At 33.0% G+C, this 17,368-nt stretch carries 13 protein-coding genes, 1 tRNA gene and 1 pseudogene; 8 read left to right on the top strand and 7 right to left on the bottom strand.

What is annotated here, in order from left to right; genetic code table 11:
* The first annotated feature begins 136 nt into the window (after window positions 1–136).
* The 4 genes and pseudogenes from ASG22_RS02115 to ASG22_RS02100 all read left to right on the top strand — a co-directional run bounded on the left by ASG22_RS02115 (window position 137) and on the right by ASG22_RS02100 (window position 1,872).
* The gene (locus ASG22_RS02115; RefSeq protein WP_055980256.1) at window positions 137–742 is read left to right on the top strand and encodes a DUF2911 domain-containing protein; all 606 of its coding nucleotides are present in this window, start codon (window positions 137–139) and stop codon (window positions 740–742) included.
* A gap of 3 nt (window positions 743–745) precedes the next feature.
* Window positions 746–1,171, top strand: a pseudogene (locus ASG22_RS21100) (GNAT family N-acetyltransferase); the annotation flags it as partial.
* Between the two features lie 99 nt (window positions 1,172–1,270).
* Window positions 1,271–1,639 carry a cupin domain-containing protein gene (locus ASG22_RS21095; RefSeq protein ID WP_055980253.1) on the top strand — a complete coding sequence of 123 codons (369 nt, stop codon included), beginning with the start codon at window positions 1,271–1,273 and terminating at the stop codon, window positions 1,637–1,639.
* 2 nt (window positions 1,640–1,641) lie between these two features.
* Window positions 1,642–1,872: a hypothetical protein gene (locus ASG22_RS02100; protein ID WP_055979781.1), complete on the top strand. Its 231-nt coding sequence runs from the start codon at window positions 1,642–1,644 to the stop codon at window positions 1,870–1,872.
* Window positions 1,873–1,921: 49 nt separating this feature from the next.
* Here the strand turns inward: ASG22_RS02100 and ASG22_RS02095 are convergent, their stop codons facing one another.
* Window positions 1,922–2,665: a dienelactone hydrolase family protein gene (locus ASG22_RS02095; RefSeq protein WP_055979778.1), complete on the bottom strand. Its 744-nt coding sequence runs from the start codon at window positions 2,663–2,665 to the stop codon at window positions 1,922–1,924.
* Window positions 2,666–2,856: 191 nt separating this feature from the next.
* Window positions 2,857–3,288 (bottom strand): type I restriction enzyme HsdR N-terminal domain-containing protein, encoded by a 432-nt coding sequence (locus tag ASG22_RS02090; RefSeq protein ID WP_055979775.1) that lies wholly within the window; start codon window positions 3,286–3,288, stop codon window positions 2,857–2,859.
* Window positions 3,289–3,295: 7 nt separating this feature from the next.
* Between ASG22_RS02090 and holA the strand changes: the two genes are divergently transcribed.
* The 4 genes from holA to ASG22_RS02070 all read left to right on the top strand — a co-directional run bounded on the left by holA (window position 3,296) and on the right by ASG22_RS02070 (window position 7,234).
* Window positions 3,296–4,333, top strand: a complete 1,038-nt coding sequence (holA, locus tag ASG22_RS02085) for a DNA polymerase III subunit delta (RefSeq protein WP_055979774.1) — start codon at window positions 3,296–3,298, stop codon at window positions 4,331–4,333.
* 204 nt (window positions 4,334–4,537) lie between these two features.
* Window positions 4,538–5,479 carry a thioredoxin-disulfide reductase gene (gene trxB / locus ASG22_RS02080; RefSeq protein ID WP_055979771.1) on the top strand — a complete coding sequence of 314 codons (942 nt, stop codon included), beginning with the start codon at window positions 4,538–4,540 and terminating at the stop codon, window positions 5,477–5,479.
* Between the two features lie 207 nt (window positions 5,480–5,686).
* A tRNA-Ser gene (locus tag ASG22_RS02075) sits at window positions 5,687–5,774 on the top strand.
* Between the two features lie 251 nt (window positions 5,775–6,025).
* A complete protein-coding gene (locus ASG22_RS02070; RefSeq protein WP_055979768.1) occupies window positions 6,026–7,234 on the top strand; it encodes a site-specific integrase in 1,209 nt (402 codons plus the stop codon).
* 277 nt (window positions 7,235–7,511) lie between these two features.
* On the opposite strand, the gene ASG22_RS02065 is transcribed toward ASG22_RS02070, so the two are convergent.
* The 5 genes from ASG22_RS02065 to ASG22_RS02045 form a co-directional block, all read right to left on the bottom strand.
* Complete coding sequence (locus ASG22_RS02065; protein ID WP_055979765.1) at window positions 7,512–9,116, bottom strand: carbamoyltransferase C-terminal domain-containing protein; 1,605 nt, start codon at window positions 9,114–9,116, stop codon at window positions 7,512–7,514.
* Window positions 9,113–11,266: a family 16 glycosylhydrolase gene (locus ASG22_RS02060; protein ID WP_055979762.1), complete on the bottom strand. Its 2,154-nt coding sequence runs from the start codon at window positions 11,264–11,266 to the stop codon at window positions 9,113–9,115. Before ASG22_RS02060 ends, ASG22_RS02065 begins: the two co-directional genes overlap by 4 nt.
* A 3-nt stretch (window positions 11,267–11,269) precedes the next feature.
* Window positions 11,270–12,097 carry a glycosyltransferase family 32 protein gene (locus ASG22_RS02055; RefSeq protein ID WP_055979760.1) on the bottom strand — a complete coding sequence of 276 codons (828 nt, stop codon included), beginning with the start codon at window positions 12,095–12,097 and terminating at the stop codon, window positions 11,270–11,272.
* Window positions 12,098–12,119: 22 nt separating this feature from the next.
* Entirely contained in the window at window positions 12,120–13,718 is a 1,599-nt protein-coding gene (locus ASG22_RS02050; RefSeq protein ID WP_055979757.1) for a TIGR04141 family sporadically distributed protein, read from the bottom strand.
* A 242-nt stretch (window positions 13,719–13,960) separates the two neighbouring features.
* Window positions 13,961–17,158: a sacsin N-terminal ATP-binding-like domain-containing protein gene (locus ASG22_RS02045; protein ID WP_055979754.1), complete on the bottom strand. Its 3,198-nt coding sequence runs from the start codon at window positions 17,156–17,158 to the stop codon at window positions 13,961–13,963.
* Between the last annotated feature and the right edge of the window lie 210 nt (window positions 17,159–17,368).

Here is a 17,368-nt window from a genome sequence, read left to right as displayed (position 1 = left end):
GAGATTACTATTTCATTTGTTATTAGTTCATACAACTAATTATTACCTTATTCAAATGGATTTTTAAAAAGGAAAAATTATTGAAATTGGAAGGCTATTCTGTTTGGATTTTGTAATTTTGGATAAAAATTTACACGTGAAAAAATTACTATTTGCACTTTGCATATCAGCTTCAACCTTATCTTTTGCTCAGGATTATTCGGTACCGGCAGCAAGTCCACGTCAGAAAGTAGAGCAGCAGTTTTCAATGTCTAAAATCTCTGTCGACTACGGGAGACCAGGTGTGAAGGGACGTAAAATATTCGGAGAATTGGTTCCTTACGGACAGGTTTGGAGAGCGGGTGCCAATTCATCTACAAAAATCACTTTCGGACAATCTGTTAATTTCGGTGGAAAAGTGGTTCCTGCAGGAACTTACGGATTATTTATCGTTCCTACAGAGAAAGAATGGAAAGTAATCTTAAATAAAGATTTCCAGCAATGGGGAGCGTATACATATGATGCAAAACAGGATGTTTTAGATGTTACAGTTCCTGTTAATAAATTGGCAGATAAGCAGGAGTGGTTTGAAATTACTCTCAACCCAACAGGTGAAAATTCTGGAAACTTGGTAATCAAATGGGATACAGCTCAGGCTGAAGTGGCTTTAAAACCTTCAAGTCCGGATGCTGTTACTAAAATTGCTGACAAATTAAAGGAGATCAAAAAAATTGAGTCTGACGCTGCAAAATCAAAAGGTTAAGAAATGAATTTTTCTATTCAGACTATTTTAGAAAATCAAGAATATCAATTAATCCCCTTACAGCAAGGGGATTTTGAGTCTTTATACGAAGTGGCTTCGGATCCGAAGGTTTGGGAACAGCATCCTAATAAAGATCGTTATCAGAGAGAAATTTTCGAAAACTTTTTTAAAGGGGCGATTGAAAGTAGAGGTGCTTTTAAAATTGTTGATAAAGCAACTGGAGATGTTTTAGGAAGTACCCGATTTTATGATTTTGATGAAGATAAAAACAGCATTTTCATTGGATATACTTTTTACGGAACAAAATCTTGGGGTAAAGGAATTAATCCTCAGATCAAAAAATTGATGCTTGATTATATTTTTCAATTTGTAGATACGGTGCATTTTCATATAGGGAAAGAAAATTCCCGTTCTCAAATTGCATTAGAAAGATTGGGCGGACAAAAAATTGCCGAAGAGGAAGTTGCTTATTTCGGGGAACCAACGAGAACTAATTTTATGTACGAAATTAAAAAGAAAATTATTACTATGAAAAAATATAAAATTCAACAATCGCCCTTCGTCGTTCCAACAACAGATGGGAAATTAATTGAAGAACACTGGGGGAACTCAACAGGAAATTCAAATATTTCAATTGCGCATATGGTTGCACCACCGGATTGGAGTGAACCGCATCAGACTCCTGAATTTGATGAATTTACCTTAATCATTTCAGGAAAAAAGCAATTTGAAATAGACGGAGAAATGGTTACTTTAGAGAAAGGACAAAGCATTCTGATCGAAAAAGGAGCAAGGGTCCGTTACAGTAATCCGTTTTCTGAACCTTGTGAATATATTGCGATCTGTCTTCCGGCGTTTTCGATGGAGTTGGTGAATAGAGAAGAAGAAATAATTTAAATATGGCATTACAAATTTGTCCAAAGTGTAAAGAAAGTTCTTTTACTTGGTTTATCAACGGAAAATCTCATGTAACGAGTTGGAGTTGTTTTAATTGCGATTATGAAGCAAAAGAAAATGAGAGTGATACATGTATCTGTGAAAATTGTGAGAAGAATACAAAAACTAAATTGAAAGATAAGGAAAAAGAATATTGGTGGTGTTATAATTGTAATAAAATCAGTGATTTATAAATAGAAACAACCTCAAATACTGAGGTTGTTTCTATTTATTTTAGTTTAATTACTTCAAAATTTCTTTCAAAAACATCAACGTATGATTCCAGGCTCTTTTTGCCATTACTTCATTATAATCTGCTGATTTTGGGTCGGTAAAAGTATGTTTTGAATTGGCATACGTAATAATTTGCCAGTCTGCTTTACCATCATTCATTTCCTTAATCAAATTATTGTAATCTTCCGGAGTTACTCCTTTATCATCGGCAGGATTTTCAACTAAAATTTTCGTCGAAATAGGATTGTTTTTTCTGGTCTGATCTTTACCGATACTTCCATGAATCGAAACAACGCCGACAACAGGCAGGCTTCCTCTCGCAGATTCCAACGCTCCGGTTCCTCCGAAACAATATCCAATCACGGCAATTTTACTGGAAATTGCTCCGTTTTTTTTCAATTGTTCCAATGCTAAAGAAATTCTTTTCTGATAAGCGTCATAATTTTTCTTGTAATATCCCGCTGTTTTAGCTGCAGAGTCATTATCTGTCGGAATATTTCCTTCTCCATAAATATCTGCAACAAATGCTACGTAACCTTGTTTTTCTAATTCTAAAGCTGCATTTTTAGCTTCATCATCAATTCCTTTCCAAGCCGGAAGAACCAAAACGCCCGGAAGCTTTTTTCCTGCGTTGGAAGTCACTAAACCATTTAATTTTTGCGAACCGTCCTGATAGGAAACTGTTTTGAGGTTTTGACTGAAAATTGTTCCTGAAGCCATTAAAAATGCGGATAATAATATTGAACGTATCATATTTTGTAAGTTAATTTTTTATTTGAAGCTATTTCCCGCTTTCCATTACAATCTTTTTTTTCAAAAAAGGATTTTCATTGCAATCGGGGCTAGGCATTTGTCGGATTTTCACTTTTTCACAAGTAAACAATTTCTTCTAAATTAATGAAAATAAATAAGAAAGAATATTAATAAAATATAAATTTTCAACCTTAATTAGGTCTATAAAACTGATATTCCCCATTTTCATAATACGCATTAATATGCTGCAAACCATTTGTTAAAATAATTTCTTTGGCACCAATTATCGAGTTATATCTTGCTGTCTGCTCAAAAGTTTTTTCAGATAATTTAATTTGTGGTGCTTTACATTCAATCAAAATAATCGGTTCTGTTTTTTCGGTTACTAAAAGGTCGATTCTTTTAGTTAAACCATTTAGAACGATCTTCTTTTCAGTAATTAAAGCCGATGTAGAATAGGATTTTACCGTAAGATAATAATGTACCCAATGCTGGCGCACCCATTCTTCAGGGGTGAGCAAAAGGTAAGTTTTACGAACCAAATCATAAATAAAAAACTTATCTTTGTCTTTCTTGAATTTAAAATCAAAAGTTTCCTGAAAATTCAGTTTTGGAAGTTCCATTTATAAGATGAAAGAATTAGATTTAATCCTCAAAAATATTAAAAATAAAGAAGTTTTACCGATTTATTTTTTCCACGGAGAAGAACCTTACTTTATAGATCTTGCTGTAAAAGCTCTTGAACACGACTTTTTAACCGAAGACGAAAAAGCTTTTAACCAAACGGTAGTTTATGGAAAAGATACCACGTACCAGGAAATTCTTTCATTGGCAAGGCAGTTTCCGATGATGGGAGACAAACAGGTAATTATCGTAAAGGAGGCGCAGGATTTAAAATTAAATGAACCTGAAACTAAGGCTTTGGAAACATATGTTGAAAATCCTGTTCCGTCAACAGTTTTAGTTTTCGCGCACAAACATAAGAAGTTAGACAGTCGTAAAAAGGTTACGAAATCTTTAGATAAAATCAACGCCTTATTTTTAAGCGAATCAATCAAAGAAAATCAACTTCCCAAATGGATTGCCGACGAATGCATTAAATTAAGTATAAAAACTGCCCCGAATATTTCTCATTTGTTGGCAGAATATCTTGGAAACGACCTTTCCAGAATCGCCAATGAACTGAATAAATTAAAAATCATTCTGAAACCCGGAGAACTTCTTGACGGGAAAATTGTTGAAGAACACATCGGTATCAGTAAGGAATATAATGTTTTCGAACTACAAAAAGCATTAGGAACAAAAAATGCCAATGCAGCACTTAAAATTGCTCATTTTATGGGCAAAAATCCCAAGAATAATCCATTTGTAATGATGTTGTCGAGTCTGTATAATTATTTTTCCAACGTTATTATTTATCAGACTATGGTAGGTCAGCCACCGCAGGTTATCGCTTCGCAAATGGGAGTTAATCCTTATTTCATTAAAGATTACGCAGAATCGGGGAGATTATATCCTTTAAAGCATGCCACAAGGGTAATTTCTATTTTAAGGGAATTCGATATGAAAGGAAAAGGGTTGGGCGCTGTTAATATGAATGAAGCTGAATTGATTAAGGAATTGGTTTACAAGATCATTAATGTCGATAAAATTAAAATGAAAGTGTGATAAGGTTAAGGGTTAATTAGTCAGACTTGTGAATTTTTTAGGAAATAAAACTTCGTTAAATTCAACATTCACACATGAAGGAAATTCACTATTAACTATTCATATATTAAATATTGACAAGTATCATTAAAATAACTTTAATTAAATATTAAAATTGACGAAATTAGCACTCGTAAATTTTTAAATCTTTTTGAAAAGCAAATTATGGAGCAAAACATTTTAGATTGTGTGATCGTTGGATCTGGACCTTCTGGTTTTACAGCGGCAATTTATGCGGCAAGAGCAGACTTAAAACCTGAATTATACACAGGATTAGAGCCAGGTGGACAATTGACTACAACTACAGAAGTTGATAACTTTCCAGGATATCCGGCAGGAATTACAGGTCCTGAAATGATGATGGATTTGCAAAAACAAGCCGAGAGATTCGACACAAAAGTTCATTATGAAATGATTACCAAGGCAGAGTTTTCTAAAGAAGTGGGCGGTATTCATAAATTATATGCGGGAAATAAAGAAATTTTTGCTAAATCTGTGATTATTTCTACGGGTGCCACTGCAAAATATTTAGGTCTTGATGACGAGAAAAAGTACAATGGAGGAGGAGTTTCTGCATGTGCTACCTGCGACGGATTTTTTTACAGAGGCAAAGATGTTGTGGTAGTCGGAGCTGGTGATACAGCGGCGGAGGAAGCTACTTATCTTTCAAAATTGGTAAATAAAGTGACGATGTTGGTGAGAAAAGGTGAATTTAGAGCTTCAAAAGCGATGATTCACAGAGTTCAGAATACACCCAATATTGAAGTGAAATTCCACCACGAATTAATCGGAATTGAAGGTGAAAACAGTTTGGTAGAAAGAGCAGTTGTTATCAATAATCAGACTCAAGAGAAATCTACAGTTGATGTTCACGGGATTTTTATCGCTATTGGTCATAAGCCTAACACTGATATTTTCGTAGGTCAGATCGATTTAGATGAGAACGGATATATTGAAACTGAAAAAGGTTCTTCCAGAACTAATCTTCCGGGAGTTTTTGCTGCGGGCGATGTTCAGGATCATATCTATAGACAGGCTATTACAGCAGCTGGAAGCGGTTGTATGGCTGCAATGGATGCTGAAAAATATCTGGCAGAATTACATTAATTTTACGTATAGTTAGAATATGAAACGCATCCGAAAGATGCGTTTTTTTATTTTTAATTTTTGTAGTATTAATCAATATTTCAAAAAATAATCAGACTGATTTTTAGTACATTATTAATTTTTGTTAAAATTTGTAGTAAAAATATTTTGTAATAATTCAAAAACATTCTATATTTGCACCACTGAAAACAACGAATCGGAGTTTTTGGAGAGATGGCAGAGTGGTCGATTGCGATAGTCTTGAAAACTATTGACTGTAACAGGTCCGGGGGTTCGAATCCCTCTCTCTCCGCCAGGTTGGAAACCAAAATAAGCTAAAACGCTGTAAACATCAATGTTTACAGCGTTTTTTGTTTTAGCGTTGGTATCAAAAAAAACAAAAAAGGCCATATTAAAAGTGACCTATTCAGTGACCTATTGTAAAAATATCAAAAAGAGGTCACTGAAATCTTCGGAAAACCCGACCAATAGGCAGTCCAAAGATTGTACATCTTGCAAAAAGTGGTAACAAAAAGTAAATTATTAAACCATTAAAGTTATCACACAATGAACAAAACATTCAACCTGTTATTCTACATCAAAAAGAATAAGATCAGAACAAACGGAACCGCTCCTATCTATTTACGAATCACGATAGACGGCAAGGCAGCAGAGATTGCGGCTAAAAGGTATATAGACCCAAAGAAATGGGATAATAAAGCACAGAAAGCTGTAGGTAATAGCCAAGAAGCTAAGACACTGAACTCCTATCTTAAAACTTTAGAACAACAAGTATATGATTTCCACTTTTTGATGCTGAAAGAGGAAGTTGTTGTAACTGCAGAGAGTTTAAAATCTAAACTGCTTGGAACGGATATTGAGAAAAGAATGCTCATTCCCATCTTTCAGGAACATAATGACAAGGTGGAAGCCTTAGTCGGTCAGGATTTTGCTCCAGGAACATTGGAGCGTTATAAAACATCTTTAAAGCACACACAGGAATTCATTAATTGGAAATATAAAGTTTCTGATATTGATATCACGCAAATCGATCACGGTTTTGTCAGTGATTATGATTTCTGGCTGCGCAGTGTGCGTAAATGCGGAAACAATACGGCTGTGAAATACCTCAAGAATTTCAAAAAGATCATCCGTTTGTGTATGGCGCACGGCTGGATCACAAAAGATCCTTTTCTGGGCTACAAAGCAAAGATCAAAGCTGTAGAACGTCCATATCTTACTAAAGAAGAAATTCAGATGATCTACGAAAAGAAATTTGCATCTGACCGGTTGAACCAGGTTCGCGATATTTTTCTTTTCAGTTGCTACACCGGCCTGGCCTATGTGGATGTAAAGCAACTGTCAAAATCTAATATCAATGTCGGCATTGATGGCGACAAATGGATTTTTACCCACCGTCAAAAGACCGATACATCAACGAGAGTTCCTTTATTGCCTGTTGCTCAGGAACTGATTTTAAAGTATGAGAACCATCCGCAATGCGTCAATTCAAATGTCCTGTTTCCTGTTCTCAGCAATCAGAAAATGAATTCTTATCTCAAAGAAATTGCGAGCGTCTGCGGTATCAATAAAGATTTAACGTTCCATATCGCAAGGCATACTTTCGCGACAACTGTTACCTTGTCCAATGGTGTTCCTATTGAAAGTGTAAGTAAGATGCTTGGGCATACGAATATAAAAACGACACAGCATTATGCGAAGATTCTGGATAAGAAAGTGAGTGATGATATGGCGGTTTTGAAGGGAAAACTGTAAAGTATAAACATAATGATTAGCAAATTAGCTGTAAAAGGAAGAGTTGCATTATTAAACTAAAAATAAAGAGGCAGTCTCAAAAGATAAATTAATTCTCAGATATTCTCCTAAGTGACAAAATTTATCGGATAATGAGTCAAGAGAAAACGCTTTTGGGACCGCTTCTTAAAAAGGAAACAAAATCATTTTAAAAATTTCAGAGTATTGGATTCTTAAACTTGGTAAAAATTCTTGTATTGTATTTAAATTCCAAATATGAATAGAAAAGCAAGTGATTTTAAGCAGAGTTTTTTTCTTGATATTTTTTGTAAAATGGAGATGACTTTAAAATATAAGCCTTTCCATTTACTACAAAACCGTCTAACTTATGTTGAATAGTGTATAATGTAAGATCACTGAGCCTATTAATAAAACCTCTTCCATTAAAATTTAAAGATGTATTGCATAAAATGCCATAACCTGTTCGATTTTTAAAAGCCATAAGTAGATTATACATGTTGATATTTGATGTGGGTGAAACTGTTTGTATTCTTGCTGTTTTATTAACGTGAGTAACAGCAGCTAATGCGTCAGTATTTGTAACATATGTATAAAGCATATATGGACTCGGATTTTCGCAACCAAACCATCGAGCAGCATCTTCTTCCAAGCAAACTGGAGCAATTGGTCTAAACTGTTCACGTTGCTTAATATCATTCAGTCTTGTCTTAGTTGCCTCTTTGAATGGAGCTGCAATAATTGAGCGATTTCCCAGTGCCCTAGGACCTATTTCATATTTACCATTAATCCAAGCTAAAATTAAGTCATTTGCTAACATGTCAGCTACTTTCTCATTAGTGGCTTCAAAAATGTCATATTCTTCTATATCTATTTTACAATCAATATCAAAATATTGTCCGGAATATACATCCCAATCAATTTTAGGGTTTCCAGTAAAATAGAACTGAGCATCAATGGCAGTTCCTATAGCTGAGCCAGAATCATTTGCGACTGGAGGTACAAAGATCTCAGAAAAAAGACCTGTTTGCTTCCATTTCGTATTCCAATCACAGTTTAATCCACATCCTCCAGCAATAACAAGTGGTAATTTTTTCTTCAAGTTATTTTTAGCAAATCCATAAAAAATATTAAAAATTCTATCACTAAAAATACCCGCAAAATTTCTAAATTCCTCATCATCAATTCCTACATTATAATATGGCGAGTTTTCGAGATTATTATATAAACTTAATTGAACGTGCGGAGAATCTAAAAGAAAATCCATCAGTTTTTCTTCACTTACTGAGGGAATGCTTCGTTTAGAAAAAGATGATAGTGCCATTAACTTACCTGCATCAGAAAACCTGGAAAAAGGAGCATCTTTAGGAAAACTTGGGTCTGCTAGACCATATATTGCAGTATATCGATTACCGGGCTCATTTAATACGTTTGAAATCAGTTTAATGTTCAAATCTGAGTCAACTTCATAAAATGCTCCTATTGCTCCTTCCCATATTAAAGCATAAAAGGGGCTTCCTTTAGGTAGATTTGACATGCCAAAAGCAGAAAACAAATGTGACCTTTCGTGTGAAGATGAAAAAAAATGTATATCTTTTCCTAACATTCTTTGCTGACGTATCATGATCCCATTTTTATCAATACCACGATATCCTACATGCTGGACCGAACCAAGTATCGGTTCCTCTCTTGGCCACCATCCTCCTGTACAAATAACATCAGGAACTTCCTCGATTTCACTTAAAATATTAATCACATCATGACTAGATATTGGTGAATATCGGTAATTTGAATTTTTCTCTGCTTCAATTGAAAATATTAGCTTGTTATTTTTTAAATAAGCAATTGAACCATCATGTCCTGGGTTGAAAGAAAGTATATTCATATCTTAGATTTTTTTGAATAAATTTTAACATTATTAAAAACAGCAATTGCAGGTAGCGATTTATTTACTAGTCTTCCAGCGAATTCTTTTGACCTACATGGCCAAATATTTAAGTGAAGAGACATAGGAAGATGTGGAATTGGGGTAGGATTCCATTCGATACGTCTATGTACTAAATTATCATCTACAAACCAACGTATTTCATATTCATCCCATTCAATAGTATATTTGTGAAAGGATTCGGAAGCATCAAATCCAAGACTAATGTAGGTAGGAGTTCCTCTATAGCCATAATCAAATTTTGCACCTTCATCACCGGGATTATAAAATACATTAACCAGTAAAAGATTAGGATTTATACCAGCGATTTCAATATCAATTTCTTGGCGAGGAGAATTTCTATGCAGAAAAAATCCAGTTATAACGCCAGGTTTATTAGATGCTTTTAAGACGGTTTCAAATCTCCCGTATAGATATTGATAGTTACTTGTAAGAGCTCCTGCACTATAATCTCTAACTCCAAGATCATTTTTCTTAACAATTAGTTTAAGTCCTTGTTGTAAATCAATCTCTGCATTACCTTCTCTAAATAATGCTAGATTATCTGTGAAAGTATCATTCCTTAGTGCCCAAAATTTATTATCTAAATCTCTTAAATTTTCTTCTCTTGCCAAAAGGTTTTTCTTCAATTCATTACTATGCAGTATATCAATACCTTTCCAATAAGAATCAGTTTCTACTATCCAAGGAGAAGTGTCACACTTTAAATTTCCTAACTCAAAAATTTTACTGTTTTCCTTAAGTGCGATTTTAATCTTTCTATTTCCCTTATCTTTTAAATCAGGAAAAGAGCAATTGGGCGGTGCAATTCTGAGAAGCTGACATATAATCTGCCATTTATTTTGTGCTGCTGAATCTAAAATGACAAAACTATTTTTATCAAGATTTTCAATTAGATCTAAATAACTTTTATCCATAGATTCGTTTCCATGCAATGTAAAAATAAATTTAGCATTAGGATATAACTTCTTTAAATCATTAGTATGTTCTTTTAAAATACTAATATTGATATAGGCGTTAAAAAGTTGATTTTTTTTTCCCGATGTAAGTTTATCAAGTTCACTATCTGGTATTGTTTCCAAATCACTACAACATCTGTAGCCAAGCATTGATATTGCCATTGCAAGAGAGGTAAGTCCCGAATCTTTCGAGCCAAATGCAAATACTGGATATTCTAGTGGAACATTATGAAATAATGATGCTCCTTCGCTTGTTATAGCTCCAATTTTAGTAAGTGTAGGTAATATAGAATAAGAATTAGTGGAGATTAGATCAAGTCGTTGACTAATAATAGACTTATGCGTAGCAAGGACATTCAAAAACTTAAATTTATGATTTATCCATAGATCTATTGGACCTGTACATGGAAGAAGCTTAAGAAGTTTTATTGCCCCTTGCTTTGAAATAACATAGCCTGATAGATTCCACAAACCACGAGTGGGACGAAATATTTTTTCGGATATAAAAGTTTTTGGAGCCCCGTTTTTTACTTCTTCAAAAGATAAATATAGTACATCAAATTTATTTTGCTTATTTTCATTTATTTCTATCCAAGCTTTGCTGAGTTTGTTAGAAAAGCCGGGCTTAAACCAAATGTCATCTTCAAGAATAAGAGTGTATTGGTTGTCATTTGAAGCTATGCGTTTCCACAATTCGATATGTGAATATGCAACAGCTATTTCAGGTCTACTCATTTGGATTTTGGAATGAAGATCCAAAATCGTTGGCATCGCAAGAGGTTGAGGTTCAACAAAAAGTTGATCTTCAAGAGTATATACAGGATCTAAATCACTGGTTTTAAGAGGTTCTTCATAGAAGTCATTTGCATCTATAGCATTAAATCTCTCTACTAAACTATTGAGTTTATTTCCCGATAAATCTAGTATTTGTTTTAATTCTTTTTCAATATTTTTCCAACGAGAAGGCTGACGCTTTAAATTGATTACATAAATATGGCTTATGAGAAATTTTTCATTATTATCTTTACTTCCGAATGCTTTACACTTTTTACTTGGAAGTAATCTACGGTATCGTAAAGCAGTACGAAACAAATATTTTAAAGCTAAAGGCCACTTAGAATTTTTTCTCATAAACTACTTATTAAGACCTTTGAAATCTTGACAATTTGACAAGCGCCAATTTCTTGCATCATTTCTGTAACTCAATGGCCATTTACTTTTGGCAACATTTTCCCAATCTGTCAATACTAAAATTAATTGCTCTTCACTTTTAGTTTCCTGTAAAAAATTTGTTACTGATTTTGTAATATTACCTGGGCCGGTTGTCGATTGTATTTCAGGTAAACTATCAATTGTATCCGATTCTAACAATAATAAGGTTGCTAAAGAAAGAGCTTGTTCAATTATTGGATGATTACTTTTGGCAATTAGGGGATTATTATTGAAATAGAAAATCCAACTGCTTGAATATGCTCCTGCTTTGGTGAAAATAGATGGTGAAACCATTGACTGCGTAGAAATATCATAACAAAGTGGTTGAAGTTTTAATCTGTTATCATCAAATAGGTAATTAATATCTTCCCCACTGTAAACATCGTCAGCATCTATATAGCATCCTCCTTCGATAAAAATGTAACAAAGACGGAAATAATCTGATTGCATTGCAGGATGATAGCATTTATCATAAGCCTTTTTATATTTATTGCCTAGTTTTTTAAGAATGAATTTTCCTGCTTTTTTATTGTCAAAAAGCAATCTTTTATACCCTAAAGAATCAAGTTGAGACCAACTTTGAATGCATTCGTTTACATCTGCGGGTAGTTGTTCACTGTTATCCCAAAATTGTATAATCTTCTTTGGAATTTTATTTTTATCAAATGACAAATTTTCAAAAGTCCCCTGAACAATTTCTTTTACAAAATTAGAACGAATTTGTTCATCTGTTGTTTTTTGTGTAGACATTTCGTTACAATATTTGGATGAATTATTTTTTTAAGATTTTTTTTACTCTTATATTAAAACCTCTTGATAATAAATCTTCAAGTGTTAATCGAAAATTTACCAAGCTGAAAAAAGGTAATGAGTCAACAAATTTTCGCTGCTTATCTTCAATAATTGCATATGTTATTGTATAATTATAAGGATGAATGTCCTTATTTTCTATCGGGATTAGGTTACGATTGTCTTTTAATATAGTTCGAATGTTTTTGCGATACGTTTTATCTTTTTGTAAAGAATTGGCCGATACTTTTCCTTGCGAGAACAAGTGACTTAGAGTAGAAGAACTCTCTCTGAATTTAATATGAATTAATTCATTATTTGATACATTATATACATCACACACTTCAATCTGAGACCTATTTATATCAGATTTTACGAACTTCCTGTCAAAAAGCAGATAGTCTGCTTTTGAATTTGCTAGCTGGATGTTATAAAATCCCTCATCATATTTTCCATCCTCATTTTGAATACAATCAATAAATACTGATTCTGACTCTTCAATTGATGAACAATATTGATAAATTTCATTATAGTAATCTTTATTTATTTTGTACCAATTTGAAGATGTAAAAATATATCTGAAACCATTTAATTCTGTTTCAAAATTTAAAAATCTCCATAATTTATATGAAAACGCCTCTTCGTAAGTAGAAAACTTGATATAGAAATTTTGATACGTCAATTTATCCCAGTCATCAAATACAAAATCATCTTGGAATTTGTAAAGATAGAAATGTTTAATATCGAATTGATTGAACTTATCTCCCTTTGGGGTGTATGATAAATATTCAAAATTTTCCCAATCTATTAAGAAAGGTGGAGCAAGATGTAAAGATGAGCTTTCTTTAGAATTTATGGCTTTAAGTAGTCGTGTCTTCAATTTTTCTAAGGTAGCAGGGTCTTTTTCTGGCTTTATGTTATCAATCCAGTCAAAACGCTCCTTGTAATCATCAGATAAATAAGATGTTCTTAACTCTTTTAGAATTTTGGGAACATTACGAAGTTTAACTCTAGGTACAATATGAATAGCTTCATTACCAGTAATTATTTTACCAAATAATTTATCGCTGGTATTCTTTGGTTCGCCGGTAATTCCTTTCACCAAATCTCTTAAAATATCTATTTCAAAATGATATGGACTCCCTTTTTGAGATGCTTGTGTTTTTGTTAGAAGATTTAAATCGCCAATATTTGCTTTGTCGACACTTATCAATTTATCAGCATCAATTATATTTAACGCCGTTTTTAATCCAAATTCACGTTCTATACATTCATCTCTTAATAAGTACTTTCCATAACCAAAACAAATCGCAAAAATTCTTTCTTCACTTTTGAAGAATAATACAGCTCGATTAGATGAATTATTTAAATCGGGAATTTCATCTTTACAAATTGTTTGTAACAAATATTTCCATTCTGGCTCTTTCTTTTTTTCATGACCGATTACAACCAATCCCTCATTTTCAATATCATCTTTAAGTTTATATTTAGTAATAAAATTCGATTTTAATGTAGAATCAAATGTGGTATATTTTTCTTTCAATAGAAAAATAGCTAGCTTTTTAGTGAGAAAGTTGCTCATGGTTTAGTTTTTATTATCGACCTATAAATATTTATAAGTTACAAACAGACTCTATTAGAGAGTGGCTGCAATTATTTAAAAGTCAAAACTATATATAAATTTATTGCTAACATTACGGGTTTCCGTAAAAACAAAAATAAAATCTACTACAAAATATCCATTCAGTATTTTCACTGAATTTTCTTAGTATTATTTATGTGCCAGTGAAAAACAGAATTAGGATCTAATGTTTTGTTTTATAATTAATTTTCAGATGTATTTTCGCTAGTTGACTTAGTATGATTAATTTCTATATATCTCAAAAGTTCATTTTCAAACAGCCCTAAAGCTAGTCCTCCATTTATATAACCTGTCGGTATTAGTGTCCGGTAATCTCCATCTAAACTAAATTTGTCTACTTGATGGGCGTTTTCATAAATATCTACCAAGTGACTTACTTTACTACTTAGGTCAATATTGAATTTCATATAATCAACAACATTTTCAATTTTTTCAATCTCATATTTATCTGCTCCTGTATATTTTGTCATATCAACTGAACATAATGCAAAACAGTTCGGATTTTGGTGTGCTCTTAACGTTTGATTTCTTGAAATTCTTATTGGTGTTGTTTCAATCCATTTCGATTTAACCTCAATGTAATAAATAGGTTTTTCATCAACATAAACTACAATGTCTTGTCCATCCTGTTCACTTATTACTTTTGCATTAATATTTTGGGTTAATCTTTTTAGAAGAACTTCTTCCAAATGATTCCCAAGTTTCTTTTTGTATTGCATTTCAATTTCATCCTGTTGTTTTCTTAGTAATGCATCTTCTCCAAGCTTTATTATTTCTTCAAGATTAGGATGTCCAGCAATACCTGCAAGTTTTTTAATTACAGTTTCATGCTGGCTTAAAATGGTGAAGGATGCATCACCGTCTGCCAATTGTACTAATATTGCCGACTTATTTCTTGATGTTGCAGGAAAAAGCTTTTCATAAAGTTCGTTGTTTCCTTGGTCAGGCTTGAAATTTTTAATGATATCAATGATATAACTTCTGTAAGGATTATTTTCCATGTGTATCTCATTTCCTGATTCACCGAAAAACCGTGCTTCTATGTCAGATGTCAACTCCAATGCTTTGATGGGTTTCATTTCATCATGAATATTTTCAATTATCGAATGTGCAAGTTTGGTTCTAATTGGATTATTTGGCTCTACTATGCTGTCGTACAAATCCTTTACAAACTCTGGTATTTTGTTATCCCTGTAAAGATTTGGAATACCTTTTAATTCGTGAAGTTGATTTGGATAAACATCATATCGCAAGAATATCTTTCTGACATCTGCGTAATTGAAAGCTTCTTTTAAAACCGTGGCTAATTCTTCTAACTTTTCTTTTGTCAATTCAGTATCTTTATCACTGATATCATTCAAAAATACTTTGAATAAATCGTTTTGCCCTTTTCTAATGTCTATGTTGTCCTTTTCCTCACCGGTAATTGAAGGAAGAATAATCGAACTTAACTCTAAACCATAATGCTCTTCAATCAGCTTTATCACTTTCACAGGACCACTTATCGAATCTTCCTTAGGAATAATACTGGCATATTGAATCAAGCATGCCAAGTAGTTTTCAGGCAGGTTTGCTGAACGTGTATTTTCCTTTATATGTTCATCTAATGAAGTATTGATTAACTCCATGTAATTTCTTCTGCCAAAGTTTTCAAACTCCAAACCTTCAAGTAAAAAATCAGTATCAATTTGCCTGTTGGTTATTTTGGGATTGATTACATCTGCTAGTGGAATAAGTGCATCCGTCAAATCAACGGATTTGCTTAACTCTACTTGCTTTCTGAATTGACCTTTGATGTTGGGTAATAAACTTCTATTGGCGAACAATTCTCCTTCGCCTTTACGAATCATTTCCTGATATAAAAGAATTAAATCCGGATTATTGAATGATTCAATTGCTCCCTTTTCCTGGATTTTATCTGCAATATCTGCAAACCCAATTCTTTTAATATCCAAAATATTCCAATCATCCATAAGTTTTGTCCAGATTGGTGTGAGGTCTGATTTGGGAACATTTTCATAAAATCCACCAACAATGTTGTAAATGGCTTTGAGGGTGTTTTCACTTGCTTCATTAATTACAACATTGCTTAGAAAAACTGCCTGCTGTGCCGATATTCTGGTGGTTTGCGTTTCAACAAATGGAAGGGTTTTAAACTTACTCGACCACTTCTCTTTGAATTCTATAAAGTATTTGTTTAGCTCCGTATCATCTGAACTGACCGAAAAGTTGATTTCCGCCAGTAAATGTGGATTTTGGATTTTTGAAAGGTTGTTTTCTAAGAAAGAAAAAATCAAATCAGACGCCTCTTGCATTAGTTTCTGATTGGCTAATTCCTCTGTCTTATTTTTTTCATTTTCTGAATTGAGATGTAAACCGTCTCTTGGTTCTGTAGGTTGGAAATTTTTCGAGTGAATTATATAGTTGAACCCAAAATGCTCTGTCCCTATTAATGGGTAAAAAAGAAAAAGTCGTGGTAAACTTTCCGGCAATACTTGTGCATTTCCAATATATTTATCAGAAATTGGATGATCGTCAAGGGGAAGTATTATGGTTAATCTATCCGTTTTAAGATAGTTGATTCTTTTAATTTCGTCATTTATTTGTACTTCTCTTGTATAAAAATACTCACGAAATTCTTCAATTTCATTCTTGATATAGGTTGTTGTATTACCTTGATTATCAATAATAGTTACTTTCTTTAACCTGTCATTAAAAATCATCACATAAGGCAAAATTACTTTGAGTGACTCGGTAGCATCAAATGCTCTTTTTTTATTGAGCTCGTTGTTGAAACCGAATTTGAAAGCGGTTTTTGGCAACTCGTCAAAAGTTGGTTGCTCATTTAGTAATTCTGCAACTGTCTTTCTCAAATTGCTTATTTCATCACACAGCTTTTCCCAATCTTGTGTACTGCGGTCTATTAAAAGGTCGGTGAATTTTATGTGTCCTAATGCCATATTTGAATCGTCTCCTTCAGGTTCATCTTGAATAGTACCGCTTACTTTCACTATATCGCCAAAAGAATGCGAAGTCATAAAGCCAGTACCATATTGACCAATAGGGTCAGCTTCTTCTCTGTCTAATTTCTTTTCTGCAAGAGTTTTTGAACTTACTTGTGTAAATAAACAGTCTAAGGTGTGCATCGTAAAAGGCACCCCATTGTGTGAGAAGGTTAACTCATTATCTGATAGCTTTAATTCAATCTCACAGGATGGACTTAAATCCACTGCATTCTGAAATAATTCCCAGATAGCTCTTTTAGCGTGGCCAGGGCCAATTTTCTTTATGCCTTGAATTATCTTATCTGCATGTTGCTTTAGGTCGTTACGCTGGGTTTTATATTTGTATAAATCGGCTCTTGATACTTGTGTTTCCATAAAAATTAACTTAGTTTATGTTTTTGCTTTTCTTATGACCGCTAAGATTTAGCAGATTTTCGAACTTATTACGATTAATCATTTTACATATAGATAATTTTGCAAATATTTAGGATATTATAAGATAAGTATAGTAAAAAATAAAAAATTATTCTCTTAAGGCAATTAGGGCTTTTCCACAAACCACAAAAATATAAACCACCAAAAAAT

The sequence above is a fragment of the Chryseobacterium sp. Leaf405 genome (assembly GCF_001425355.1).
GTDB lineage: Bacteria > Bacteroidota > Bacteroidia > Flavobacteriales > Weeksellaceae > Chryseobacterium.
Note: the sequence above shows the minus strand (reverse complement) of the source record. Positions and strands in the feature narration are given on the sequence as shown.

Excerpts from the sequence above, each read along its gene's own strand:
- holA (WP_055979774.1), top strand. The coding sequence starts at position 3,296 with ATGAAAGAATTAGATTTAATCCTCAAAAATATTAAAAATAAAGAAGTT.
- ASG22_RS02055 (WP_055979760.1), bottom strand. The coding sequence starts at position 12,097 with ATGTCTACACAAAAAACAACAGATGAACAAATTCGTTCTAATTTTGTA.
- ASG22_RS02070 (WP_055979768.1), top strand. The coding sequence starts at position 6,026 with ATGAACAAAACATTCAACCTGTTATTCTACATCAAAAAGAATAAGATC.
- trxB (WP_055979771.1), top strand. The coding sequence starts at position 4,538 with ATGGAGCAAAACATTTTAGATTGTGTGATCGTTGGATCTGGACCTTCT.
- ASG22_RS21095 (WP_055980253.1), top strand. The coding sequence starts at position 1,271 with ATGAAAAAATATAAAATTCAACAATCGCCCTTCGTCGTTCCAACAACA.
- ASG22_RS02065 (WP_055979765.1), bottom strand. The coding sequence starts at position 9,116 with ATGAATATACTTTCTTTCAACCCAGGACATGATGGTTCAATTGCTTAT.
- ASG22_RS02050 (WP_055979757.1), bottom strand. The coding sequence starts at position 13,718 with ATGAGCAACTTTCTCACTAAAAAGCTAGCTATTTTTCTATTGAAAGAA.
- ASG22_RS02095 (WP_055979778.1), bottom strand. The coding sequence starts at position 2,665 with ATGATACGTTCAATATTATTATCCGCATTTTTAATGGCTTCAGGAACA.
- ASG22_RS02045 (WP_055979754.1), bottom strand. The coding sequence starts at position 17,158 with ATGGAAACACAAGTATCAAGAGCCGATTTATACAAATATAAAACCCAG.
- ASG22_RS02060 (WP_055979762.1), bottom strand. The coding sequence starts at position 11,266 with ATGAGAAAAAATTCTAAGTGGCCTTTAGCTTTAAAATATTTGTTTCGT.
- ASG22_RS02100 (WP_055979781.1), top strand. The coding sequence starts at position 1,642 with ATGGCATTACAAATTTGTCCAAAGTGTAAAGAAAGTTCTTTTACTTGG.
- ASG22_RS02090 (WP_055979775.1), bottom strand. The coding sequence starts at position 3,288 with ATGGAACTTCCAAAACTGAATTTTCAGGAAACTTTTGATTTTAAATTC.